Here is a 24,764-nt window from a genome sequence, read left to right as displayed (position 1 = left end):
TGTTTTATAACAAATAAATCCTTGGCACGTATTGTGATTACTCTCTTGATTAGTAATCAAATAACAAAGACTCAAGGAGAGCCACATGACAGACATCGTAGTATTTGGAGAAGATTTTGGCGGGTTACCCTCCTCCACTCAACACATTGTCAAACGACTAGCAACGAGCCACCGCATCCTTTGGGTTAACTCAATCGGTCTGCGTCAACCTAGGCTGACCACTAAAGACATGCAACGTGCGTTAAACAAGCTCACTCGTGTATTTAATAACGCTGGATCGCATAAGCCAACGTTAGAGTCTGCAATAAACCCAAATATTCACACCATTAACCTACTCACTATTCCTGCTCCAAGTTCTGCGCTGGCAAGAAAAGTAGCGGCTAAGATGATGAAATACCAGCTCAATAAAAAATTACACGTTCTTGGTTTTGATAAGCCTATATTTTGGACATCGCTCCCGACGGCCGCAGATGTTTGTGCGGAAATGAATTCACGTGGGCTAATTTACTATTGTGGCGATGACTTTAGCGCTTTAGCTGGTGTTGACCACGACACGGTTGCCAAGCATGAACGTACACTGGTTAACGCGGCTGATGTGATTTTTACAGCAAGTGACAAACTCGCCACTCAATTTACATCTGGTAAAACCGTCACTTTGCCTCACGGTGTCGACTTTAGTCTGTTTTCTGAGCCAGCACCTAAGGCTGAAGATTTTCCTAATAATGGTCGCAAAGTGCTGGGCTTTTATGGCAGTTTGTCTGAATGGTTAGACTACGACTTAATTGCCCAAGTCGCAGACCAAGCGCCTGACTGGGATCTCGTGTTCATCGGCCCCAACGAGTTCAGTGATAATCCGCTTCCACAAAGAAGCAACATATACTACCTGGGCCCGAGAGCGCATCACACTCTGCCACGTTACTCCCAACACTGGGATGCCAGTTGGTTGCCCTTTGTTGATAACGCTCAAATCAAGGCATGTAATCCGCTTAAACTTCTTGAGTACTTGGCAACAGGAACCCCTGTTATCAGCACACCGTTTCCTGCATTAATGCCCTACAAACATATGCTTCATGTGGTTCAAGATGTCGAAGACGTACGTGCCAGTCTCGATCACCTCCTACCGCCACCGACAGATTCAAAGTCATTTGTTCAACAGCAAAGCTGGGAAGCAAGAGCCAACCAAGTTGATAAATTAGTGAGGGCGCTATGAACGATTTAAGAGAAAACCTCAGCGTACTGTTACATGGTGCTTGGAGACGTCGCTACATGATCGTTATTCCTATGCTTGTATTGCCTGTGCTGGGTTTCATCGTAAGTAAACTGGTTCCGACGACTTATGTCGCTCATACAAGTATGCTTATCCAAGAGACAGCGAAAATGAACCCATTCCTTCAAGACCTTGCCGTCTCAACTATGCTGAAAGATCGATTGAGCGCACTCAGTACCCTACTAAAAAGCCGACATGTTTTGTACTCAGTTGCCAAAGAACAAGCGCTGATTAGTGACGAAATGAGTGCCAAGGAGCAAGAGTTCATCATTAAAGATCTCGCGTCGCGTTTGTCTGTTCAGCAGCTCGGTAAGGACTTCATTCAAATCCAACTACGAAGTGGCAAACCGAATGGCATGGAGTCGATGTTACTCTCCGTCAGTGAACATTTTGTCGAACAGCTTTTGGCTCCTGAACGATCTTCAATTAAAGATTCAAGTCACTTTTTAACCATCCATATTAATAAACGCAGAGAAGAGCTGGATAAAGCAGAGCAAGCGTTCGCGGAATACAAGAATACTTACTCTCACGCGACGCCTGAAATGCAAGCACAAAGCCTGACTCGTCTGGCAAGCCTTAAACAAACCTTGGCAGAAAAAGAAGCGGAGCTTGCTGGTGTTACCCGAAGCCTAGGTAGTTTGGACCAACAACTTTCTAAAACCAACCCGGTTATCGGTAAGCTTGAAGAACAAATCATCGACATTCGTAGTGAGCTCACCTTGCTTCGCGCCAAGTACACTGAGGCGCATAGCATGGTTCAAGGCAAGCTACGAGAGTTAAACCGCTTGGAGCAAGAGCGCTCAGTACTATTAAACTCTAAACAACCGGAATTAAACAGCGCCCAACTTTGGGATATCGCAAGCAATACCACCGTAAACAGTCTTGGAGAAGCTCAGCCTCTTCTGGTCTCTCAGCTTCACCAACTGCAAATTATGCGCGGACGCTTTGAAGCCCTCACAGAAGAAACCAATAGCTTACGAACAATGATTCAAGAGTTAGAAAGTAATGCACATCGATTTGGTAGCACCGCAACAGAAATTAACCGCCTAGCTCGTGATGTCGCGGTAAAAAGAGAGATGTATGATGACCTTGTAGAGCGTTATGAAATGGCTCAATTAACTGGTTCACTTGGCGTATTTGAAGAGAATAAACGCGTGAAAATCATTGATGAACCTTTCACACCAACCATTCCGTCTAACTTACCTAGTTTTGTGTTTGTCATTTTAGGGTTTATCGGTGGTGCGGGTTTGGGCATTGGATTAGCGACGATACTTGAGTTAGCAGATAACTCTATCCGCTCTAAAAGAGCATTAGAAAAGCATCTTGGCGTTCCTGTGATCACCACTCTACCTAAAGTGGTATACGGAAGCTAACAGCCGTTAACACTCTATTACAAGCACTCACTCAGCGAGTGCTTTTCTTTTTGTGCTTATTCTAACTCTGCATAAGGTTTCCACTAATATGAATCTCAAATTGAGAATAAACATCGCCCTTCATATGCATTGCCATTAACCTCATGTTTTTAAACACTTAATTTATTGGCACACAGTCTGCAATTCCTAAAGAAACAAAGAACTCAGCGAGGGTTTGAGAATGGAATTCAGACAAAAACAAAATAGCACTCAACGCAATAAAAAAGTGATATTACACGTCGTGCAGCACTTAGCTCCTGGCGGTTTGGAAACGCTCGTATTAGAGATGCTTCGTTTTGCGCAACCGAATCATTCCGTGTTTGTCGTAAGTTTAGAGGGAAGCAAAGCGCAAGCACTGCAATGCTGGTCAAAACTCTCGGCCTACCAAGGCCAGCTGCACTTCCTCAATAAGAAACCTGGATTCAGCGGGACAACCATCAGTACGCTGACTTCCATGCTCAAAGGACTTAAACCTGATGTGGTCCACACTCACCATATCGGACCACTCTTATATGGTGGGATTGCGGCACGCTTAGCGCAAGTGCCAGTAATTATCCATACTGAGCACGACGCCTGGCATCTGAATAACAGAAAGTCAGCTCGACTGCAGTCCCTACTGCTAAAAATGATTCGTCCACATGTGGTTGCCGATGCGAACTTTGTCGCCGAACAAATCCAGACAAAACTGAATTACCGCAAAGTCTGCACCATACATAATGGGATCGATTGCCAGAAATTTCAAAGCGGTAACCAAGCAACCAAGAGAAACTTGTTTGGGCTTCCAGCCAACAAAACCGTAATTGGCGTTGCCGGGCGTTTAGAAGCAGTTAAAGGCCATAAAGTGCTTATCGAAGCCTTCTCTCATCTTACGCCAAACACACACCTAGCCATTGCTGGAGATGGTTCTCAGAGAGCTCAATTGGAAGCACAAGTTAGAACGTTAAAACTTGAGGATCGCGTTACCTTTTTAGGCTTGGTCGACGATATGCCCAGCTTTTACCAAAGCCTCGATTTATTTTGTTTACCGTCGCTTCAAGAGGGTTTCCCCCTCTCAACACTAGAAGCTCAAGCATGTGACGTTCCTTGTGTCGCAACCGATGTTGGTGGCGTGAAAGAGACGCTCTGCCCGATTAACAGCACATTGGTTGAAGCCAACCGTGTGTTCTCTTTGGCGGAAGCTTTGTCGCTGCAATTGAAATCAACCCATGGTTCTCCTCGAACTTTTATTCTCAAACATTTTGATATCAGAGACATGGTGAGTCGCTACTCACGTTTGGCCAAGGAGGCTAGCTATGAATGATTTACTTTGGATTACAGGTTTTGGTTTATCCGCATTTTTGATTGTCTATCATCATGTTGGTTATCCATTGCTACTTAAATGGCTTCCTTTAAAACAGCAAAAAACCACAGCACCATTTGTAGAGCGAGCTTACAAAGCCTCTCAAACAGACAGTCAGTTACCATCTATTACTGTCATCGTGCCCGCCTACAATGAAGAACAATGGATAGCAGAAAAGATCCGCAACCTTGCGAGCTTAGATTACCCAAGAGATAAATTGAAAGTGGTGATCGCATGTGATGGCTGCACAGATAACACAGCCGAGATTGCTCAAGCGACGATTCAAGAAGCAATCTGCTCAGATACACTGTTCATCATTAATGACCACCAAGTCAATCGCGGTAAAGTTGCCCTACTCAACGAAGAAATGCGTCATGTTAGCTCGGACATTACCGCACTGAGTGATACATCGGCATTGATTTCTTGCGATTCTCTGTTGCTAGCTAGTCAGCATTATCAAAATGAGAAGGTTGGAGTGGTTAACGCGACATATCAAATAATGAGTACCGATAACCAAGGTGAAGCAGCGTACTGGCAATACCAGTCTCGAGTGAAGCACCAAGAATCCTTGCTGGGTTCAACGATTGGCTCTCACGGTGCGTTTTATACATTCAGAACCCACCTATTTGAACCACTTGAAGTCAGCACCATCAATGACGATTTTATTCTCCCTATGAGAATCGTTTTGCGAGGCTATAACGCTATCTACGAATCTAACATGCTGGCTCTTGAACTCGAACAAAGCTCAGACGACGCAGACTTCAAGCGACGCCTAAGAATTTCAGCGGGTAACATGCAGCAGCTCATGCAATTAAAGAAATTACTGCTACCTCGCTATCGTGGCACTGCCTTTGCATTTCTATCGGGAAAGGTTCTGCGCTTAGCAACACCCTATTTGATGATTGTTTGCTTGGTTTGTTCACTACTACTGGCACACAACCCGCTGTTTCAAATAATGCTGCTCGCTCAAGCCTGTGTTTATGGTATCGCACTTGTCACTTACTTGGTGCCTGCACTTAACACAGTCAAGCCTTTTAAACTGATTAGCTACATCGTCATTGGTCATCTCGCCAATTTCATCGGCGGTATGAAGTATTTGCTAGGAATGGAAAATGGACGTTGGAAACGCGTCAACCAATAAGGAAAGAATCATGAAAAACTCACGCTACGATTCAAATGTATGCCACGCGAAAAGAACGTTTGATGTACTGGTTGCAATGTTTATTTTGCTCGTCACTGCACCGCTATTCCCATTTATCGCGCTAGCTATAAAAATCACATCGAAAGGCCCAGTGATCTATCGTCAACTGCGTGTTGGGCGCTGTACACCAGAAAAAATGGATCTTTTTCAAATCATGAAATTTCGCACCATGTATATTGATGCGGAGCAACGCTCCGGTGCAGTTTGGGCAACCGAAAATGATCCTCGAATCACACCAGTAGGACGTTTTTTACGTAAGACGCGTTTAGATGAGTTACCACAGCTGTTTAATGTGTTGAGAGGTGAAATGTCGATGATCGGGCCACGTCCAGAGCGCCCTGCTTTCTACCAAAAGTTGGAAGATGAAATCCCTTATTTTGTAGAACGCACATATGGCGTATTACCGGGAATTACGGGCCTAGCGCAAGTTAACCAAGGCTATGATGCTTGCATTGAAGATGTACGACGTAAAGTTGGTTTTGATCACAGTTACGCACTAAGCTTAGGTTCGTTCTACTCTTGGATTTCAATGGACCTTTCAATCATGAGCAAAACATTCGTTGTGATGATTGACGGACGAGGTCAGTAACCCCTAGTTCTGGTAACGGTCACTCTTGCCACTGGCGTCGCATCTTTTCGATGGTCGCTGGTGGCACATCATGAATACTTTGATACGCGCCGCGACACACATTAACTTCCACCTCAATGCGCTTCTTCACGCAGTAGTCCAAGTAACGCTTCATCTCCCAGTGCCGAACAAACGTATTACTCACAATCACGACTTTTCCTTTGTTCAACCACTTTCGAGTTTGCTGAAAACACCATTCGTGCGCTTGGGGCAATTGAGTCGGGTTAAAGTGATAATCACCTTCATCATTTTCAAAATACATGTCAGCTTCAAAATGCTTAGCACCAAGCTCTATTGCCAGTTGCTTTGCTAAGGTTGTTTTACCTGAACCTGGAAGTCCACGAATAAGAATGAGTTTAGCCAGTGACATAATGCTGTTAAATGAGGTGGGAATAAGCCCAAACTGTAACGGAATTATTGAAAAAGAAAAGTAGAAATAAAAAATGCCGAGCGCATTAGGCTCGGCATTTAAATTCAATAGTGGATAGTGTTTATTTGTAAGCTGACAGTTCGGTTCTTAACCCTTTAACCAAGCTTACACACATCAACAACAGAACAAAGGTAAACGGTAATCCCGTTGCAACCACACCTGACTGCAATGCTTGCAAGGCTTCTTTGCCACCAACCCAAAGCATAACGGCTGCAATTGCACCTTCAATACAAGCCCAGAAAATACGCTGTGGAATTGGTGCATCAATCTTACCACCCGCAGTGATACTATCGATAACCAGTGAGCCAGAGTCTGATGATGTAATAAAGAACACCAGAATCAGCACGATAGAAAGCATTGAAATCACTGAGCTATACGGTAGCGCATCGTAAACATGGAACAGAGTCAGTGAAATATCAGTTAGACCATTTGCACCTAGCTCCCCCACTTTATTCACCACTTGGTCAAGCGCGATACCACCGAATACAGACATCCAAATCAAGGTAACTACAGTAGGAATAACGATCACTGCGAACAGGAATTCTCGAACCGTACGACCTTTAGACACACGCGCGATAAACATACCAACAAACGGTGACCAAGATACCCACCAAGCCCAGTAGAATACCGTCCAGCCGTGCATCCAAGTTTCATCTTCACGACCGTGGGGGTTGCTCAACGGAATAATATTTTCAATGTAAGCCATTGTTGTGTCGCGTAGCGAACCCCACGCCGTATCAAACGTGATAAAGGTAATGAAAATAAGCAGGGCAAACGCAACCACCATATTGACGTTACTCAGTAGCTTAACACCACCATCAATACCACGAATTACTGATAGCACCGCGATAAAGGTAACAAAGGTGATCACAATCATTTGTGTACCAATGCCGCCTTCTAGACCAAAGACATGGTTAATACCACTGGTCGCCTGCTGAGCACCGAGACCCAGCGACGTTGCAAGACCAAACAGCGTGGATAAAACGGCAAGAATGTCGATAACATGCCCTAACCAACCCCATGCTCGGTCACCAAAAATTGGATAAAACGCCGCGCGCAATGAAAGCGGTAAACCTTTGTTAAAAGCAAAAAACGCAAGTGCTAGTGCAACGAGTGCGTAAATACTCCAACCATGCACACCCCAGTGGAACATGGTGGCACCCATCGCGAGAGATTTCGCTTCTTCTGTGTATGGCACTGCGTTCAGTGGCATTCCCCACCAATCAGTGAAGTACGCGGTCGGCTCCGCCACACTCCAGAACAGAAGGCCAATACCCATACCAGCAGCAAAGAGCATCGACAACCAAGAAACGGTTGAGTGATCCGGCGTTGCTTCTTTGCCACCTAAGCGGATTTTACCCAGCGGAGAAAAAAGAAGAGCAACAGCGAATAATAAGAAGAAGTTTGTCGACCACATAAAGAACGCATCAAACTGTTCGATAATTCCGTTTTTCAGACCGTTTAATACATCACGAGCAGTGGTTGGCTCAACAAGAAGAAGTGAAATTAGACAGAAAACAACGAGACCCGCACTGATGCCAAAAACGGGGTTATGTATGTCGAATCCCCACTTTTGAACGTTGTCCTGTCCAACCTGATAGTCTGTTGTGTCGATACTATATTTTTTAAATGCATTATCCATAAATACAAATTTAACGTGAATTTGAAACGCCCCTCAGGTGAGAAGAACTCCAATACCGCCCTCCATTAATTTGAACTCTAAAGTTTTAAAGCGGGGCGAAGTTTAGCAGTAATCACATATTTTTGCAAAAAATCGCCATTTATTGCATTTTTGGCTCAGTTAAAGGCAGATGAGAACAAAGTAATATCAACACAAAAATTATGAGGTCTAACGATTGATTTTATCGTAATTTGATCGTTCGAAAAGCACTGGAAATACTTGCGCTCTGTGGCTTTATCATTGATGGACGCGTAAATTGAGATAAGTAACACTGACTTGGTTTCAAAGCTAGCGATGAAACCATGTCAGTAAAGTTTTCATATAGATTGAGTATTATAGGAAATGGAAGGTAATATTCCCCGTCACACTGCTCACGGTGTCACTATCGCTGTCAATATCCACGCCAAACGCTTGATAGCTTGCCCCAATAGAAACATTATCGAGCAAGAAGTATTCGGCACCGACACCATACATGTAGGAGACACCATCATCTTTATCTAAATTTCTCAGTCCGCCTTCATAATCAACATTGAATGCATTGATGCCACCTTTGGCATAGACATGAAGCGGCCCAAAGTCGATGCTTGGTTTCGCTGCTAAATAGAATGAATCAAAATCAGCACTACCCCTGCTGCCACTCAGTGATAAATCCACCTTGCCGTGGTTAAAGTAACCTGCCTCAATGCCAATGAATGGCAAAATACCAGTACCTACATGAATACCGTAGGTTGTATCGTTTTCGCTATCGATATCAGATTGACCGATTTGACCGCCAGCGTAAATCCATGAGTCTGCCATTGCTGATGTTGAGCACAACGTTAGAGCTAATAACGAGAGTGTTTTTTTCATACTATCCCTTCCTGAGCGATTCCTAAGCGAAACATTACGCAAATATGCGCATTTAATCGCCACTATATATTGGAAAGCATGAGCATTTTAAGATCCAAAAGTGAATAATTTATGTTCAACTTTTGTTTTGTGACTTCCAGACAAAAAAACACCGACATAAAGTCGGTGTTTTTCATATGGGTGTTAGAAAGCTAGACGCTTATAGGAAATGCAGTGTTGCGTTAACAGAGAACGTGCCGATATCGTCTTTACCCGCCGTGTAGTTCATGTAGCTAGCACCAACAGACATCGGACCAAAAATGAAGTACTCAGCACCTACACCGTACATTAGATCCAAATCGTCATCGTCTTTGCCGCCTTTCACTTCTTTGTCCCACTGGTGGAAGCCACCTTTTGCATACACATGCAGTGGACCAAAGTCGATGCTTGGCTTAAGTGCTGCGTAGTAAGACGTTAGCTTAGTGTCTTGACCATTTACGTTAAATTCACCGTGTTGCGTCACACCTGCTTCAATACCAATGATAGGTAGAATGCCTGTACCAACGTGAACAGAGTATGATGTATCCGTCTCACCTTTGTAGTCAGACTGACCTACTGTTGCACCACCGTAAATCCAAGAATCTGCCATTGCCGCAGAAGATGCGCCAAGTAGCGCCACTGCTAATAGAGTTTTTTTCATCATCTACCTTTACTCTTTATTATTCCCACGTCTGCATAACTCAGTCGTTGGTACTACAAATAAAGGGAGGCGAACCATTGCCTCCCAGAACTAAAAATTTACGCTTATTGAGTTACTAGCAATTAGTGTACCAGTAACCTCATACGCGATAATTACAAATCTGACGCTATTTTACTGGTTGATTAGCAAGCATCAATCGCGTTTTTGACTCGTTTATCAGAAACAGGATAAGGAGTGCCTAATTGTTGAGCAAAGTAACTCACGCGAAGCTCTTCAATCATCCAACGCACTTCTTTTACGTTTTCAGGAATGGCCACGCCTTTCGGGATCTTGTTCAGCAACTCCTTATAGTCTTGAGTCACAGATTCAATCTTCAGCATATGTAAACGATCTTTGTTTGGATCGATTGGCAACTTCTCCATACGACGCTCTATCGCACGCATGTAGCGAAGAATATCCGGCAAGCGTTTCCAGCCACATTCCGTCGCAAAACCTTTGAAGATCAAGCCTTCAATTTGTGCTTTGATATCCGACAGAGCAAACGCCATTGTGAAGTCGATTTTGCCTTTTAGCTTCTTATTGATGCTGAACGCCGTTGTCAGAATAGTCTCAACCTGTTTCGCGATCTCTACGACGGTATCACCCAGTTCAGCACGAACGTGTTCTTTCAACGCTTCGAACTTCTCTGGCTCCCAAACTAAGCCACCCTGCTCTTCAATAAGCTTATCGACACCACAGGCGATACAGTCATCAATCAGATCAAGCACTTTGCCGTAAGGGTTAAAATACAAACCCAACTTCGATTTGTTCGGTAAGTTAGCGTGCAAATATTTAATTGGAGACGGCACATTCAACAAAATCAAACGACGCTGACCAGCACGCATTGCCGTTATCTGCTCGTACTCCGTTTCGTAGAGTTTGATTTCAACGCTGTCTTTGCTATCAACAAGTGCTGGATACGCTTTTACATCGTAGCCACCACGTTTTTGTTGATACACTTTCGGCAATTCACCGAAGCTCCACGTATGCAGACCTTGCTGTTCAATATCGTCATCCGCCACTTTGGAAAGCGTTTCTTGAACTTTGTCTTTCAAGCTCTCTTTCAATTCGTGAAGGTCTTTATGTTCCTTCAGTTTGCGATTTCGATGATCAACCGCTCGGAACGTTACTTTCAAGTGCTCAGGCACCTGTTCCAAGTTCCAGTCTTCACGCAATACTTCTACACCCGTCATACGGCGCAGTTCTTTTTCTAGCGAGTCTAGCAGCGGTGCTTCCATTGGTGTTACACGTGCTAAGAATGCATCGGCATAGTTCGGCGCAGGCACAAAGTTCTTACGAATCGTCTTCGGCAGCGATTTAATCAAACTAACAATAAGCTCATGACGCAGACCAGGGATCTGCCAGTCAAAGCCCGCTGGCTCAACTTGGTTTAAAATCGGCAACGGCAAATGCACTGTGACACCGTCACTATCATCGCCCGGTTCAAATTGGTAACTCAACTTGAGCTTCAAACCATTTTGATGCCAGAAGTTCGGGTAATCCAAATCGGTCACATGGCTAGCATCACCCTTGAACAGCATCTCTTTTTCAAAGTTCAGCAGTTCAGGATCTTCTTTCGATGCTTTTTTCCACCACGTATCGAAATGTTTACCAGACACCACTTCGGTACCAACACGTTGGTCATAGAAATCAAACAGCTCATCATCATCCACCAAGATGTCACGACGACGAGATTTGTGTTCAAGCTCTTCCACTTCTTGCAGAAGCTTACGGTTTTGTTTAAAGAACGCGTGTTTGGTTTCCCACTCACCTTCAACCAATGCACTACGAATAAAGATTTCGCGGCTAACGGTCGGATCGATACTGCCGTAGTTCACCAAACGTTTCGGTACGATTGGCACGCCGTAAAGCATGACTTTTTCGTGCGCCATCACCGCCGCGCGTTTCTTCGACCAATGCGGTTCGCTGTAACTGCGCTTGATAAGGTGTTTGGCTAATGGCTCAATCCACTCCGGCTGAATCTTGGCAATGATACGGCCCCAAAGTTTCGAGGTTTCCACCAACTCGGCTGACATTATCCACTTAGGTTGTTTCTTAAATAGACCCGATGCAGGGAAGATATGGAAACGAGCATTGCGCGCGCCTTGATATTCATTCTTTTCTTGGTCTTTCATACCGATGTGCGACAACAAACCAACCAAGATCGCACTGTGTACACCATGGTAAGAAGCAGGCTCATCGTTAAGTTTGAATTCCATCTCACGCATCGACTGATGAATTTGGAAGTACACGTCTTGCCACTCGCGAACGCGCAAGTAGTTCAAATAATCTTGCTTGCACTGTTTGCGGAACTGGTTGCTAGACAACGCTTTTTGCTGCTTTTGGATGTATTCCCACAAATTCACAAACGTCAGGAAGTCCGACTCTTCATGGAAGAAACGACGGTGCTTATCATCTGATGATTGTTGTTTGTCTGAAGGACGCTCGCGTGGATCTTGAATCGACAAGGCCGCTGCAATGATCATCACTTCTTTAAGCGCACCATATTTTGGCGCTTCCAATACCATACGCGCCAAGCGTGGGTCGATTGGCAAACGAGCTAATTGGCGACCGATGGAAGTCAGGCGTTTTTTCGGGTCTTTTACCTCAGAATTAATCGCGCCAAGCTCTTCCAGCAAACGAACACCATCTTGGATGTTACGTTTGTCCGGAGCTTCCACAAATGGGAAGGCTTGAATGTCGCCCAAGCCAAGAGCGGTCATCTGTAAGATAACCGATGCTAGGTTGGTACGCAGGATCTCGGGATCGGTAAACTCTGGGCGCGACTCAAAATCTTCCTCAGAGTACAGACGGATACAGATACCCTCTTCCACACGACCACAACGACCTTTACGTTGGTTCGCACTCGCCTGAGAAACCGGCTCGATTGGAAGACGCTGAACCTTAGTTCGGTAACTGTAGCGGCTAATGCGCGCCGTGCCCGGGTCGATAACATACTTGATGCCCGGAACGGTTAGCGAGGTTTCTGCCACGTTGGTTGCCAGTACAATTCGGCGACCAGCATGAGGTTGGAAAATCTTGTTCTGCTCGCCCGCCGACAAACGCGCGTAAAGCGGCACAATTTCCGTGCTCTTCAGATTACGTTTGGACAATGCATCTGCGGTATCACGAATTTCACGCTCACCGTTCATGAAGATCAGGATGTCACCTAAACCTTCATCGCACAATTCGTCTACCGCTTCGAAGATGCCTTCAAGTTGGTCACGATCATTGTCGTCATCACCGCTTAGTGGGCGGTAACGGGTTTCTACTGGGTAAGTACGACCTGACACTTCAATAATTGGTGCATTGTTGAAGTGTTTTGAAAAACGCTCTGGGTCGATGGTTGCCGACGTGATAATTACTTTCAAATCAGGACGGCGTGGTAGCAACTCTTTCAAGTAACCCAAGATGAAATCGATGTTAAGGCTGCGCTCGTGCGCTTCATCGATAATAATGGTGTCGTATTGATTCAAGAAACGGTCATGCTGAATTTCAGCCAACAAGATACCGTCCGTCATCAATTTGATTTGGGTATTTTCAGAGATCTGATCGTTGAATCGAACCTTGTAACCAACAAACTCACCAAGCTTGGTTTCCATCTCTTCAGCAATACGGTTCGCAACCGAGCGCGCCGCAAGACGACGAGGCTGAGTATGACCAATCAAACCGAATTTGCCACGACCAAGTTCTGCACAGATCTTTGGCAACTGAGTGGTTTTACCTGAACCGGTTTCACCCGCGACGATAACCACTTGGTTTTCTTCAATCGCTTTAGCGATGTCGTCACGCTTTTGGCTGACGGGCAGAATTTCTGGGTATTCAATCGTTGGTTTGTAGTTGCTGCGTTGTTCCGCAACCATCATTGATTTGGCAATGTCGAGTGCAATTTCATCAAACACAGCATTACGTGCTGCGTCTTTCTTAATTTTGCTCGCACCAGAAATGCGTTTACTTAAACGGAAGCGGTCACGCATCATGCACTGGCTTAACGCTTTGCGTAGAGACGCCGCGCTATTCACTTGAGCCTGAGGTGCTTTATCTTGTTTCGCTGTCGCCTTTTGCACACCATTTGACGGTGTCGCTTGCTCTTCAGCGGGATTCTTTTTTGGGGGCTGTGACGAAGTCAAAGCGTTTCCTATTCTTTTCATTACAAAAACTGCGCGGATTGTATCACACAAGATCTGCAACAAGATAACCGAAACCACATTCAAATTTTTCGAACATGTTCAGCGAATCCCTATACTTTTTAACCAACGTGCCTCGCTTATAATGGCTCCCATAGTCAAAAGCACTTATTTAAGGAATAACCATTATGTCTCGTGTACTAGCTCTAAAATCAAGCATCCTTGGCGACTACTCTCAATCAAACAAACTGGTTGAAGACTTCATCAAAAATGTGGACCAAGACAAGCTAACTGTTCGTGATTTGGCTGCCAACCCATTACCAGTTTTGGACTTCGCCGTTGCCACTGCACTTCGCGCAACGGAAGATCTTTCACAAGAACAACAAGCGGTTGTCGAACTGTCGGATACCCTTATTGAAGAAGTAAAAGCCGCAGACACTTTGGTTATTGCCGCACCAATGTATAACTTTACAATTCCAACTCAGCTTAAAAACTGGATTGATTTGATTGCTCGTGCTGGCGTGACATTCAAATACACTGAAAACGGCGTTCAAGGCCTGATCGAAGGTAAGAAAGCGATTGTCATCACGACTCGCGGTGGTATCCATAAAGATTCACCAACTGACAACGTCACACCATACCTGCGTACCGTGCTAGCTTTCGTTGGTATCACTGATGTGGAATTTGTTTATGCGGAAGCGCTAAACATGGGTGAAGATTTCGCTGCGAAAGGCATTTCTGAAGCGCAGAGCCAACTTGCAGCGATAGCGTAAATTAGCCTAACTTCAAGAACAAGTAGAATACAAATAACAAGGGATTGGTTCGCGCCAATCCCTTGTCGATCAAAATACCCTAATCGTGTTTAGAAGTTATCTTATTTCTCCCAGAGCGATTCACTTTCTCTAAGTTGTGTAGCGCTTCGTGATAGAGCTTTTCCAAAGACTGCTCAGCTTCGTTTATCATATTCTCAATCATCGCATCAAACGCGACATCACTCGGAATTTCGAGATCGTCTCCAACGTCAACCTCAAGAGAATTGACGTACAACACTAACCATTCATCACTCTCTAAATGTCCTTCCCCGTGGACGACAAAAAAGCGCTTGGCAAATTCATCGTTGGTACAGTTTATCGCCTCAATTTGAATATTGAATGAGGAGTCGATACTCATGGTGCTCATGCCATCCGATTCATCAGATGCATCACAAACAGCCTTAACTTTGGCACGATACACGAAGGTTCGCGTTGAAAGCAGCATTGTATTATTCATCATTACTCATAATGGGCGATAAAGAAGTCAGTTGCAAATCCGACCTATATGCATCTTACGATGCTCTAAAACTCGAACTGGAAGTAAATGGTATTGTAGTTGCTTCCGCCTTTAATGCGCCCAAACTGGGACGCATTTTCGAAAATCGCTGAGCGGTGATGCAATGAATAACCCACCCACATATTTTCCCAGTTTTTTTGGTTGAATAAGTCACCTATATTTACATCAAACGAGAAGTCTAAGTAGTTCAGTAGCTTACTTGGTGTATAACCCTTGTCTTCCATTTCGGTTCCTTCGATGTAGGTAATGTTGTCGACGTATGACATACCTTCCGCAACACCAAATCGCCAAGTCGTTGGCCAATTAACGGTATAATAAGCCTTAATCGCCATCACGTATTCTGTGCTCGCGGACTGTACACTGGACGACCAGTGATGAACCAAACCTGGTGTTAAATAAATATCAAGAGGATAACCAAACAACTCGTCCGTTAGCGGGTGCCCATAAAACAATGAAGTAAGTTGATTGTCGTATGGGTCTTTTTCTCTCTCAAAGCTAAATATTTCACCAATATTTGAAGGCGTCGCCCAACCATGCGCGATACGTAGGTATGGTTTATTCCTCAGTGTTGATTTCGGAGCTTTGCCTTTATCGTTGAAAAAACCAAAACCGACAAACACTTCACCTTGATATCGGTCTTCTACAAGCTGGCTGTTGTAAGCATTATCATCTAAGCGAGTGACACTCGTCTCCCCCAATAAATACAAGTTGGAAGTCACATGATAACGCGCTTTGATGCCGAGGTTGGCGTCAAGTCCTGCTCCAATTCTTTCCCCAGTAACATCTTTAAACGCATAATATTCACTGTTGAAGTCAGCGTCTTTGTATCGAATCGTGATAGATGGCTCTAACTCCCAATCACCAAACGCATAATTAGCGGCAAGGCGATAATTAGAGTGAAACTGGAGTTCATCGTCCGTCATTAATTCTACTTCTGCGCGCCAGTTGTCGTTAATGCTATAACGAACTTGACCACCGAAGTCGACTCTGTCCCCTTCATTGGCATTTTGTAGCGACATGGGAATATCAACAAATCTCAATCGCATAATCGCACTCGCGCGCCAGTCAGAATCACTCTCGTCATACAGAAAAACGCCGCCTTCAATGCCATTGATATACAAATGCTCGTTTTCAAAGAACATCATTGGTACAAATGTACTCACCGTCGAGTCATTATCGGCGGTATAAAACGGGATCGATGCGGTGCGATACATCGCTGCAATTCCCCACGTTTGCTCTTCTACACCATACGCAGAAGAAGCCATCGCAGCTAAAGGCAAAGTGAGTGTTGTTAGAATTAATCTCTTCATGAGTTCGAAAAATGTTGGTTGAGAAGCAGGCAAACATCAATGATTTGCCATTTAAAGCTTATGTTCTTCTGATGATAGCCGTTACAATGACAAATGTTGTCATCCTCGTGACAGTTTGAGTCCCAAGATTATATTAATATTGCACGACTAGATGAGCTTATTTGTGAATATTTTACTATCGTAACAAGCTCTTAAAACTCTAGCTTAGTTCTAAATCAAACATAATGAAGTAAAAAGTGAAAGCATCAGAACTCATCTCTACCTTGAATCATTTACCCGCAGACACGGACCCAGACATTGTGATGGGAGAAGCATGGCTGCCTGAAAGGTTGATAGGGACTCAACTTGATGGTGACATGTTATTTTTGCACTTTGATAATGCTCCAGAAGATGGTCAGGGAGACGAAGAGGGACGCGGCTTCGTCGAGCACGAAATAGATCTAATCAGAACGCGACTTCAGCAGATTTTGGATGAAGACAGTGATAACGCGTCAAAAGCCGATGCCATGCTAGGTTTATTCCTTATGGGACATGAACTTAGCAGTTCACAAGTTATCGAAATATTAGAAGAAGAAGCTGACACATAAGGAGCCGTTTTGCCAGCATTGATGAATACGACTGAAACATCTTCACTTCCTCTTATCGTTGCAGGTCCGATTTTGCGCAAAGTGACCGCAACTGAAATCAATATTTGGCTAGTCACCACCCAACGCTTGGAGGGTATGGTGCAAATTACGGATGAAAACGCCTCCGTCCTTCATCAAGCCCCCTTAAGTGAGCAAAAAGAACAGCTTCAAATCGGTCTCAATGCGTGGTGCTGTTTGTTGCAATTAAAGGGCGAGTTTCCGCCCCATCAAACGTTACGCTATCAAATACAAACGCAACACGGTTTAGTAACGGAACTGCTTCCTCATCTGACTTATGAACGAGATAACTGTCCAAATTTGGGCGTTGAGTTCCTAATCAGCGAAAAAGCAGATTATGTTCTACATGGCTCGTGCCGGAATCCCCACCACTTCAGTAAAGATACATTGGTCGCTTCGGATCATAAAATCGCATCTCAAACCATCGAAGAAAGACCAGATATGCTCATCATGAGTGGTGACCAAATCTACGCAGACCATGTTGCAGGCCCTACTCTGGACGCCATCGAACAAGTCATTGCCCTACTCGGTTTACCGGGCGAAGAATTCGAGCAAGCGCCGATAAAAAATACCAATGCCCTCTACCAGCACTCAGCTTGTTATTATGGTCGGGACAAATTGTTGCCTCATTATGTGAATGATGGCAGTTTACTGAGTACGTTTTTCCCGCACAGAGGGACGCCAATATTCAGCGCCAAAGAGTGTGAAAACCATCTAATAAGCTTTGCCGAATGCTTTGCAATGTACTTATTGGTTTGGTCTCCGACCTTATGGAAGCTTATTCGGACAGATCGCTTATTAGAAAATGAGTTTACTGTCGGTGGAGCAACTCTCGAACCCAAATGGCAACAGCAATGGCGCGAAGAAAAGGCTCAAATAGATAAATTCGTCTCAGGTCTAGATAATGTTCAACGCCTACTTGCTCACATTCCAACCTACATGATCTTTGATGATCACGATGTCACCGACGATTGGAACCTTACCATAGGCTGGGAACAAGCCGCGTACAGCAACGCCTTTGCAAAACGTATTATAGGGAACAGCCTGATTGCCTACTGGCTCTGCCAAGGGTGGGGAAACGCGCCAGAAAAATTCAATGATGAGTTTATGAGTATCGCTCAACGCTTTTTCAACGAGCGTTCCTCACAAACTCAAGATGCATTTATTCAATATTTGTATCGCTTTGAGAATTGGCATTACACCATTCCGACGACGCCAAAAGTTGTCGTGCTAGATACGCGAACCAGACGCTGGCGTTCTGAGTCGAAAATGAACAAGCCCTCTGGGTTAATGGACTGGGAAGCAATGATTGAGTTCCACCAAGAACTTGTTCATCAAGACAAAGTTATCATTGTTTCTGCCGCGCCGATGTTCGGAGTGAAATTTATCGAAGCACTGCAGCGAGTAGTAACGATGCTTGGTAAACCATTGATGGTCGATGCTGAAAACTGGATGGCGCACCCCGGAAGTGCGAATACGCTTATTAGTATTTTTACACATACTAAGACGCCGACCAATTTCGTTATTCTCTCTGGCGACGTGCACTACTCTTTTGCATACGACATTAAGCTTCGCTACCGAAAAAATAGTCCGAATATCTATCAAATCACCTGTAGCGGGATTAAAAATCAGTTCCCAACCCAATTGCTCAATATTTGTGATGGTCTAGATAGACTGCTATATAGCCCTCGTTCGCCTTTAAACTGGTTTACAAAACGTAAGCGGCTAAAGATCTACAAACGCGCACCAAGTACGCACAATTTTTATCGCTTAGTTAACCACAGCGCCATTGGTGAGCTGCGTCTTGATGACGAAGGAAAGCCGAGTCAAATTAGCATTCTAACGAGCGATGGTGAAGAGGTACATTTTCCACCAACTCGTGCAGAAGGCTAAATCTCGCTCCCAAAATGACTTGCCCTTTCTTGAAGGCAAGTCATTTTGACTGAACTTAAAAGTACGAGGGATTTGGGTAGATGAGCAAAGCTCTTGACTGTCAACGGCGTGCTAAATTTGATACCACACCTTGAGATCTACCGTATTTATGACCATGTTAACCAAATAAACAATAGCTCGGTGTTCAATATGTTTAACTCTCTTACCTCATTATTTAAACAGCTCATTGAAGGCTCTGATTTAAGCCAAACCAACACACTCTCTCCGAATATGGCTATCGCGTGCTTGCTGTGTGAAGTATCTGGCGCCGACCATAACGTCGATGATAAAGAGCAAGAAACAAAGCGCTCATTATTGATGAAGCTCCTGTCATTAAATGAAGAAGAATCAAATGCTTTGTTAGAGCAAGCGCAACAGAAAATAAAAGACTCCGCGTCTCTGTACGATTTTACTTCTCAACTGAGAGAATTGACTCAAGAAACACGCTACAACTTAATCAAAAGCATGTGGGAAGTGGCGTATGCCGATGGCGAAATTGATCCACTAGAAGATGCTGTGATCCGCAAAACAGCAGAACTACTCTACGTTGATCACAGTGAGTTCATTCGAGCAAAATTGCAATCTCAGTAAGGAAACAAGGTAAACATGTAAGTCACGCAAGCTATTTCAAGTCTACCGTGAAATGATGGCGAAGATTGGGTTCTATAGCCATAAAAAAACGCGCATTACGCGCGTTTTTTCGATAAGCCAACGACATTGTTATTAAAATACTGGTCAAGATATGAATATGTTTGACGAGCTCTACACTAAACAGATTCCATGACAAAACAACAATGGTTGAATGACGATTTGATTACAAGTTTGCCTATCTATATCGGACCATTAAAGCATAGTCAGAGCAAGCTTCGCTAAATTGTAGGCATCCACATAACCAGAATGTTGGCGCCCTTCCCAATCAATGCCTTTTGCTTCTTGAGCTGCTCGGTGACCAATACGCTTATCCTTAAGACGATTTTGAATGCGATAAAGCGTCGCTAAGTTGATGAACTCCGTAAATGGCGCTTCAATACCTTTTTGCTTACACTCTTCAAGCAGGATGAGGTCATCTCGGCCCCATGATGCATAAATCTTGTTTCGACCACCAAAGTTCTTAACCATGGATTTAAGCACTTCTTCTAATGGGCGCCCTTGTTTTTCAATTTTACGCGGCGTAATACCTGTTAGCTCGGCACAAAACAGCGAAACTTCATCATGTTCAGGTTTTACGTAGTATTGAGCTCGCTTGACTATCTCGCCTCTAGACAAATCTATTTCAGCCAACCCAACTTCGATAATTTCACCCGTGCTGCCGACACCATTTTCGTTCCAGCAACACATTTCTAAATCGAAGCATACAATACGGTTATGGTTCATAGTTTGTCTTGATTCCTAACATAAAATTTTAAAGCGTGCGATTCTACCGTAACACGGTGTAAAACTCGAATTTGCGCGCCCATTTAATCGCCAATCGACACATTATTACGACCGTTTTTTTTACTCAAATAAAGTTGATTATCCATTTTGTGATACAAGCTTTCAGGATCTTCATCTTTATGGACAGCCGCGCCAATACTTAACGTGCAAATGATTGAAGCATCGCCATAGTCAAAAGCCGTACTTGCCACGATGCTCCGCAACTTTTCCAGATAAGCTTCCAGTGCTTCTTTATCAATGACTTTAGAAATAATACAGAACTCATCACCACCAGCACGATAAAATCGGTCTCCAGGCTTTAGATTTGCACTAACTAGCTTAGTCACATGCTGCAATGCTTCATCGCCCCCTAAATGACCGTGCTTGTCATTGATAACTTTGAAGTGGTCGATATCAAAACCAACCAATGCGAAGCTAACACCTTTGTTTATCTGGCTAAGCAAATGATCGTTAAACGCTCGGCGATTGAGTAACTGAGTTAGAGGGTCACGCTCAGCCATCCTTTTTAATTCGACGGTTTTAAGCTCTAACATGACCGCCAAGCGCTCTTTTTCTCGTGACTGCAAATTCACAATCCAACTAATCAAAAAGGCGATTACCAACCCGGCTAATGTCGTGCCCGCTAAAATAGAACGCTCCCAAGCAGAGACGGCATCAGAAAGTTTAAAATCAATCCGCCACTCACGATTAGGCAGTTGAATGGTACGGCTTATAACCGTCCCTCGAATGTTGTCCCAGTTTGAACTTTGGAAGAGAACGGGGTCATCTGCTGCGTCAAAGCCTAAATCTTCTACGCGCACCGACATATCTAGCTCAGTCGCGGTTTTCGTGATCAAATCCTCAAAGTAAACTGTACTTCGAATCACCCCTGTCACTACACCTAGTAAATGTTGGTTCTCGAAGTCAAACACTGGATGGAACACTAGCAGCCCAGTTTTAGGAATGGACTTGTCATACCCATCTTGCAGTAAGCGAACTTTATCCGAGACATTCGCTCGCCCATTTGTGGATATATCATCCAAGATGAGATCGAAGCGTTTACGTGAAAAATAGAAACCTAGTAGAGAAAGGTTTTCTGGTGTTCTTGGATAAATATCCGATGCGATAAAAATTGGCTCTTTGTGTTCAAAAATGTACCCGTAGGTTTTGGGGCCATCTTTAGGAACGGTAAACGGTTGGAAATCAGGAAATGTTTGACGGGTCTTTAAAATATGCTCATCAAGGTCGTCGAATTCGACTTTTTGCATCCATTGAAGTCCAATTAGACTTCGCGAGCTATTGATTACTTGTTCCGCATACATTGGGAACGAAGACCAATAGGTGCGTTCAATCGAATGAAAAAAGTTTGCACCTGCACCAATGAACTTTAAATCATTTTCGACGTTCGCTTTCAGTGATTCTGCTTGTCGGTCAGCTAAAGTATCAAACGTCGTCTGCGTATACCGTTGCTGCATCGTATAAGCAGCACCGACCACACCAGCAGTGACACACAACGTCGCTGCAAAAGCTAGAATAGAGTCTGAATGTCGTTTGATAACGCTCTTGTGAGCGGTGCTTTGTGTCATATCGTAATTTTGATACTTCCGTAAGTTAAACTTCGGGATCTATTGAAATACTGCGTTAGCAACGCACAAACATCAAGCAACAACCTATGCTGGGCAGTCCGATCGTCGATTTTTCACGCTGTTCGTACGGTATAGTCACGAATTATTACAGCCTTAAGCCTTGAATATGCTACCATCCGTCATCATTTTAATGTCTAAACTTGGTGCAAGATCGCAAAGACGATCGTTTTAGTGAACACATATGAGCCAATACTGAGCACCAATAATCAATAGAAAGAGAAAAAACGTCATGAACATTGATTTGAACCTAATTCCTCAAACGTTCGATATGCTTCACGCTGGCCTAACCGCATCGAGCGTTTTGCTTCTTTTAGTCGCGGTCTCTCGCAAATCAAAAGTGGTTGAGAAAGTCGTAGAAAAACCGGTCGAGAAAATCGTCGAAGTTGAGAAGCCAGTTGAGAAGATCGTCGAAGTAGAAAAAGTCGTTGAAGTTGAGAAAGTCGTTGAAAAAGTGGTTGAAGTTGAATCGAAACTTGCAACAGCATCAACGGACTCTGCAATGCAGCTGCTTTCTATCATGCAGCAAGAAGCTCGTCTGATCGACTTCCTACAAGAAGACCTAACGTCATTCTCTGATGAAGAAGTAGGCGCAGCAGCTCGCGTAATTCATACTGGTGGCCAGAAAGTATTGAACGATTACGTAACACTTGCGCACGTTCGCAACGAAGACGAAGAAACTCGTATTACGGTTGAAGAAGGCTTCAACCCACAAGAAATCCGCCTTACTGGCAACGTGACAGGCAGCGCGCCATTCCAAGGCACGTTAGTGCACAAAGGCTGGAAGGCAACATCGATGAACCTTCCTAAGCTGGCAGAAAACTACGATGCATCTGTGATTGCTCCAGCCGAGGTTGAGCTGTAATGGAACACATGAACCAAGAAAACCATTCTCAAGAAGCGTCTGTTGAAACTCAACAGACGCCTAAATTCAGTGTTGGTATCGACTTAGGTACAACACACTGTGTAATGTCTTTTGTTGATACACACGACGAAGATGCTCGCGTAGAAGTAATGCCTATCCCGCAGCTGACTGCGCCGGGTACGGTAGAGACTCGTAGCCAATTAGGCTCTTTCCTATACCAACCACACGAACACGAAATGAACCCGCAATCACGCGTTCTTCCGTGGTCGAGCGAGCCAAAAGCTCTAGTTGGTGCAATTGCACGTAACCTAGGTTCAAAAACACCAATTCGTCTTGTTGCAAGTGCGAAATCTTGGCTTTGCCACGGTGGTGTAAACCGTCGTGACGCATTCCTACCAGCAGGTAGCCCTGAAGAAGTGGAAAAAGTATCCCCTCTTCGCGCGACAGAGCTTTACCTAGAGCACCTAAAAGATGCTTGGAATCACGCGAACCCAAATCACAAACTTGCCGATCAAGACGTTACCATTACGGTTCCGGCTTCTTTCGATCCTGCTGCTCGTGATCTAACTGCAGAAGCAGCACGCAACGTTGGTTTTGTGCACCTAACGCTTCTAGAAGAGCCACAAGCTGCACTTTACAACTGGATTGATAACAGCAACGACAAATGGCGCGACGAAGTTGAAGTTGGCGACATCGTGCTTGTGGTCGATATCGGTGGTGGTACAACTGACCTTTCTTTGGTTGAAGTAACTGAAGACGACGGCAACCTAACTTTGAACCGCATCGCGGTAGGTGAACACATCCTACTTGGCGGTGACAACATGGATCTTGCACTTGCGTACCGCTTGAAGATGAAGCTAGCGCAAGAAGGCAAAGAGCTACAGCCATGGCAAGTTCAGGCGATGACGCACGCATGTCGCGATGCGAAAGAAGCGCTCTTGAACGACAGCGAACTTCAGTCAGTGCCAATCGTAGTACCAAGCCGCGGTTCTAAACTGCTTGGCGCAACACTGAAAACAGAACTAACTCAAGAAGAAGTACAACAAACATTGGTTGACGGCTTCTTCCCTCAAGTTGCGATTACGGACCACCCTGTTCAACGTAACCGTGGTGCACTAACGCAAATGGGCCTGCCTTACGCACAAGATGCGGGTATTACTCGCCACATTGCAGCATTCTTGTCTAAGCAAGCACACGCGCAAAGCGGTGTTGAATCAGCGCAAGCTCAAGATTTCAACCCATTTGCAAACATGCCAGGTATGCCAGGGGCGGATGCAGCGCAATCGGCTGACTTCATCAAACCAACGGCAATCCTATTCAACGGTGGTGTGCTGAAATCGAAACTTCTAGCAACTCGTCTAGAAGACACGATCAACGAATGGCTAATTGAAGCAGACGCAGAAATGGCGAAACGCCTAACAGGTGTGGATCTAGACCTTGCAGTTGCTAGCGGTGCGGCTTACTACGGCTCTGTGCGTCGTGGTCAAGGCGTTCGTATCCGCGGCGGTATTGCTTCGGCGTACTACGTGGGTATCGAAAGTGCGATGCCTGCGATTCCGGGCATGGCGCCTCCAATGGAAGCACTGTGTGTAGCACCATTTGGTATGGAAGAAGGCTCAAGCGTTGACGTACCAAGCCAAGAGTTTGGTTTGATCATCGGCCAGCCAGTTAACTTCCAATTCTTCGGCTCAACCGTTCGTCGTGACGACCTAGCAGGTACTCACTTAGACTACTGGGCACCAGAAGAGCTTGAAGAGCTTCCAGAAATTCAAGTAACGCTGCCTGTATCTGAAGGTCGTCGTGAAGGTGAAGTGGTTCCAGTTACCCTAGCCTCTCGCGTCACAGAGCTTGGTACGCTTTACTTAGAAGCCATTGCCGCTGATAACGGGCAAAAATGGCATGTTGAGTTCGATGTGCGCGAAGACGCGAAAAGTGACTCAAACGAAGAACAATAATTAGAAGTCAAACGGCATCCA

Annotated in this window: 20 protein-coding genes; 11 read left to right on the top strand and 9 right to left on the bottom strand. The window is 44.7% G+C overall.

Going from position 1 to position 24,764, the window contains the following annotated elements; all coding sequences use genetic code 11:
• Nucleotides 1–85 precede the first annotated feature (85 nt).
• The 5 genes from L3V30_RS10020 (at nucleotide 86) to L3V30_RS10000 (ending at nucleotide 5,808) form a co-directional block, all read left to right on the top strand.
• A complete protein-coding gene (locus L3V30_RS10020; protein WP_237308845.1) occupies nucleotides 86–1,210 on the top strand; it encodes a glycosyltransferase in 1,125 nt (374 codons plus the stop codon).
• A complete protein-coding gene (locus L3V30_RS10015; RefSeq protein ID WP_006742947.1) occupies nucleotides 1,207–2,640 on the top strand; it encodes a chain-length determining protein in 1,434 nt (477 codons plus the stop codon). The genes L3V30_RS10020 and L3V30_RS10015 overlap by 4 nt, the downstream gene beginning before the upstream one ends.
• A gap of 220 nt (nucleotides 2,641–2,860) precedes the next feature.
• Nucleotides 2,861–3,979, top strand: coding sequence for a glycosyltransferase (locus L3V30_RS10010; protein ID WP_237308844.1), 1,119 nt, complete (start codon nucleotides 2,861–2,863; stop codon nucleotides 3,977–3,979).
• Nucleotides 3,972–5,159, top strand: coding sequence for a glycosyltransferase family 2 protein (locus L3V30_RS10005; RefSeq protein ID WP_237308843.1), 1,188 nt, complete (start codon nucleotides 3,972–3,974; stop codon nucleotides 5,157–5,159). The genes L3V30_RS10010 and L3V30_RS10005 overlap by 8 nt, the downstream gene beginning before the upstream one ends.
• Before the next feature lie 10 nt (nucleotides 5,160–5,169).
• Nucleotides 5,170–5,808, top strand: a complete 639-nt coding sequence (locus tag L3V30_RS10000; protein ID WP_005394228.1) for a sugar transferase — start codon at nucleotides 5,170–5,172, stop codon at nucleotides 5,806–5,808.
• A gap of 19 nt (nucleotides 5,809–5,827) precedes the next feature.
• Here L3V30_RS10000 and L3V30_RS09995 read toward each other — a convergent pair whose 3' ends face one another.
• The 5 genes from L3V30_RS09995 to hrpA all read right to left on the bottom strand — a co-directional run bounded on the left by L3V30_RS09995 (nucleotide 5,828) and on the right by hrpA (nucleotide 13,655).
• On the bottom strand, nucleotides 5,828–6,217 hold the full coding sequence (locus tag L3V30_RS09995; protein ID WP_085343852.1) for an ATP-binding protein: 390 nt from the start codon (nucleotides 6,215–6,217) through the stop codon (nucleotides 5,828–5,830).
• A gap of 121 nt (nucleotides 6,218–6,338) precedes the next feature.
• Nucleotides 6,339–7,919: a BCCT family transporter gene (locus L3V30_RS09990; RefSeq protein ID WP_005394224.1), complete on the bottom strand. Its 1,581-nt coding sequence runs from the start codon at nucleotides 7,917–7,919 to the stop codon at nucleotides 6,339–6,341.
• A 372-nt stretch (nucleotides 7,920–8,291) separates the two neighbouring features.
• A complete protein-coding gene (locus L3V30_RS09985; RefSeq protein ID WP_237308842.1) occupies nucleotides 8,292–8,807 on the bottom strand; it encodes an outer membrane beta-barrel protein in 516 nt (171 codons plus the stop codon).
• Between the two features lie 199 nt (nucleotides 8,808–9,006).
• Nucleotides 9,007–9,486, bottom strand: a complete 480-nt coding sequence (locus tag L3V30_RS09980) for an outer membrane beta-barrel protein (RefSeq protein ID WP_005394221.1) — start codon at nucleotides 9,484–9,486, stop codon at nucleotides 9,007–9,009.
• A gap of 182 nt (nucleotides 9,487–9,668) precedes the next feature.
• Complete coding sequence (gene hrpA, locus L3V30_RS09975; protein ID WP_182036578.1) at nucleotides 9,669–13,655, bottom strand: ATP-dependent RNA helicase HrpA; 3,987 nt, start codon at nucleotides 13,653–13,655, stop codon at nucleotides 9,669–9,671.
• Nucleotides 13,656–13,840: 185 nt separating this feature from the next.
• On the opposite strand from hrpA, the gene L3V30_RS09970 reads away from it, so the two are divergent.
• Nucleotides 13,841–14,425, top strand: a complete 585-nt coding sequence (locus tag L3V30_RS09970; RefSeq protein ID WP_237308841.1) for an FMN-dependent NADH-azoreductase — start codon at nucleotides 13,841–13,843, stop codon at nucleotides 14,423–14,425.
• A 79-nt stretch (nucleotides 14,426–14,504) separates the two neighbouring features.
• Here the strand turns inward: L3V30_RS09970 and L3V30_RS09965 are convergent, their stop codons facing one another.
• Both L3V30_RS09965 and L3V30_RS09960 read right to left on the bottom strand, forming a co-directional pair.
• Complete coding sequence (locus L3V30_RS09965) at nucleotides 14,505–14,924, bottom strand: hypothetical protein (RefSeq protein WP_225480717.1); 420 nt, start codon at nucleotides 14,922–14,924, stop codon at nucleotides 14,505–14,507.
• Between the two features lie 62 nt (nucleotides 14,925–14,986).
• Complete coding sequence (locus L3V30_RS09960) at nucleotides 14,987–16,291, bottom strand: MipA/OmpV family protein (protein WP_237308840.1); 1,305 nt, start codon at nucleotides 16,289–16,291, stop codon at nucleotides 14,987–14,989.
• A 236-nt stretch (nucleotides 16,292–16,527) separates the two neighbouring features.
• Between L3V30_RS09960 and L3V30_RS09955 the strand changes: the two genes are divergently transcribed.
• From L3V30_RS09955 to L3V30_RS09945, 3 genes are all read left to right on the top strand, one after another.
• Complete coding sequence (locus L3V30_RS09955) at nucleotides 16,528–16,878, top strand: hypothetical protein (RefSeq protein ID WP_005377676.1); 351 nt, start codon at nucleotides 16,528–16,530, stop codon at nucleotides 16,876–16,878.
• Nucleotides 16,879–16,887: 9 nt separating this feature from the next.
• Nucleotides 16,888–18,828, top strand: coding sequence for an alkaline phosphatase D family protein (locus L3V30_RS09950; protein WP_237308839.1), 1,941 nt, complete (start codon nucleotides 16,888–16,890; stop codon nucleotides 18,826–18,828).
• Nucleotides 18,829–19,017: 189 nt separating this feature from the next.
• On the top strand, nucleotides 19,018–19,458 hold the full coding sequence (locus tag L3V30_RS09945) for a TerB family tellurite resistance protein (RefSeq protein ID WP_005394215.1): 441 nt from the start codon (nucleotides 19,018–19,020) through the stop codon (nucleotides 19,456–19,458).
• A gap of 252 nt (nucleotides 19,459–19,710) precedes the next feature.
• Here L3V30_RS09945 and L3V30_RS09940 read toward each other — a convergent pair whose 3' ends face one another.
• Both L3V30_RS09940 and L3V30_RS09935 read right to left on the bottom strand, forming a co-directional pair.
• Nucleotides 19,711–20,241, bottom strand: a complete 531-nt coding sequence (locus tag L3V30_RS09940; RefSeq protein WP_005394213.1) for a 3'-5' exonuclease — start codon at nucleotides 20,239–20,241, stop codon at nucleotides 19,711–19,713.
• Nucleotides 20,242–20,324: 83 nt separating this feature from the next.
• Nucleotides 20,325–21,866 carry a sensor domain-containing diguanylate cyclase gene (locus L3V30_RS09935; RefSeq protein WP_237308838.1) on the bottom strand — a complete coding sequence of 514 codons (1,542 nt, stop codon included), beginning with the start codon at nucleotides 21,864–21,866 and terminating at the stop codon, nucleotides 20,325–20,327.
• A gap of 289 nt (nucleotides 21,867–22,155) precedes the next feature.
• On the opposite strand from L3V30_RS09935, the gene L3V30_RS09930 reads away from it, so the two are divergent.
• Nucleotides 22,156–22,788: a DUF2760 domain-containing protein gene (locus L3V30_RS09930; protein ID WP_005394205.1), complete on the top strand. Its 633-nt coding sequence runs from the start codon at nucleotides 22,156–22,158 to the stop codon at nucleotides 22,786–22,788.
• Nucleotides 22,788–24,743 (top strand): Hsp70 family protein, encoded by a 1,956-nt coding sequence (locus tag L3V30_RS09925; RefSeq protein ID WP_237308837.1) that lies wholly within the window; start codon nucleotides 22,788–22,790, stop codon nucleotides 24,741–24,743. Before L3V30_RS09930 ends, L3V30_RS09925 begins: the two co-directional genes overlap by 1 nt.
• Nucleotides 24,744–24,764 lie beyond the last annotated feature (21 nt).

Source organism: Vibrio sp. A1-1, from assembly GCF_021728175.1.
Classification (GTDB): Bacteria; Pseudomonadota; Gammaproteobacteria; order Enterobacterales; family Vibrionaceae; genus Vibrio; species Vibrio diabolicus.
The sequence above is the reverse complement of the archived record's forward strand: the minus strand, read 5'-3'. Positions and strand labels throughout refer to the sequence as shown.

What these genes read in the sequence shown, in the direction of transcription:
- L3V30_RS10020 (WP_237308845.1), top strand. Translation starts at nt 86, where the DNA reads ATGACAGACATCGTAGTATTTGGAGAAGATTTTGGCGGGTTACCCTCC.
- L3V30_RS10015 (WP_006742947.1), top strand. Translation starts at nt 1,207, where the DNA reads ATGAACGATTTAAGAGAAAACCTCAGCGTACTGTTACATGGTGCTTGG.
- L3V30_RS10010 (WP_237308844.1), top strand. Translation starts at nt 2,861, where the DNA reads ATGGAATTCAGACAAAAACAAAATAGCACTCAACGCAATAAAAAAGTG.
- L3V30_RS10005 (WP_237308843.1), top strand. Translation starts at nt 3,972, where the DNA reads ATGAATGATTTACTTTGGATTACAGGTTTTGGTTTATCCGCATTTTTG.
- L3V30_RS10000 (WP_005394228.1), top strand. Translation starts at nt 5,170, where the DNA reads ATGAAAAACTCACGCTACGATTCAAATGTATGCCACGCGAAAAGAACG.
- L3V30_RS09995 (WP_085343852.1), bottom strand. Translation starts at nt 6,217, where the DNA reads ATGTCACTGGCTAAACTCATTCTTATTCGTGGACTTCCAGGTTCAGGT.
- L3V30_RS09990 (WP_005394224.1), bottom strand. Translation starts at nt 7,919, where the DNA reads ATGGATAATGCATTTAAAAAATATAGTATCGACACAACAGACTATCAG.
- L3V30_RS09985 (WP_237308842.1), bottom strand. Translation starts at nt 8,807, where the DNA reads ATGAAAAAAACACTCTCGTTATTAGCTCTAACGTTGTGCTCAACATCA.
- L3V30_RS09980 (WP_005394221.1), bottom strand. Translation starts at nt 9,486, where the DNA reads ATGAAAAAAACTCTATTAGCAGTGGCGCTACTTGGCGCATCTTCTGCG.
- L3V30_RS09970 (WP_237308841.1), top strand. Translation starts at nt 13,841, where the DNA reads ATGTCTCGTGTACTAGCTCTAAAATCAAGCATCCTTGGCGACTACTCT.
- L3V30_RS09965 (WP_225480717.1), bottom strand. Translation starts at nt 14,924, where the DNA reads ATGATGAATAATACAATGCTGCTTTCAACGCGAACCTTCGTGTATCGT.
- L3V30_RS09960 (WP_237308840.1), bottom strand. Translation starts at nt 16,291, where the DNA reads ATGAAGAGATTAATTCTAACAACACTCACTTTGCCTTTAGCTGCGATG.
- L3V30_RS09945 (WP_005394215.1), top strand. Translation starts at nt 19,018, where the DNA reads ATGTTTAACTCTCTTACCTCATTATTTAAACAGCTCATTGAAGGCTCT.
- L3V30_RS09940 (WP_005394213.1), bottom strand. Translation starts at nt 20,241, where the DNA reads ATGAACCATAACCGTATTGTATGCTTCGATTTAGAAATGTGTTGCTGG.
- L3V30_RS09935 (WP_237308838.1), bottom strand. Translation starts at nt 21,866, where the DNA reads ATGACACAAAGCACCGCTCACAAGAGCGTTATCAAACGACATTCAGAC.
- L3V30_RS09930 (WP_005394205.1), top strand. Translation starts at nt 22,156, where the DNA reads ATGAACATTGATTTGAACCTAATTCCTCAAACGTTCGATATGCTTCAC.
- L3V30_RS09925 (WP_237308837.1), top strand. Translation starts at nt 22,788, where the DNA reads ATGGAACACATGAACCAAGAAAACCATTCTCAAGAAGCGTCTGTTGAA.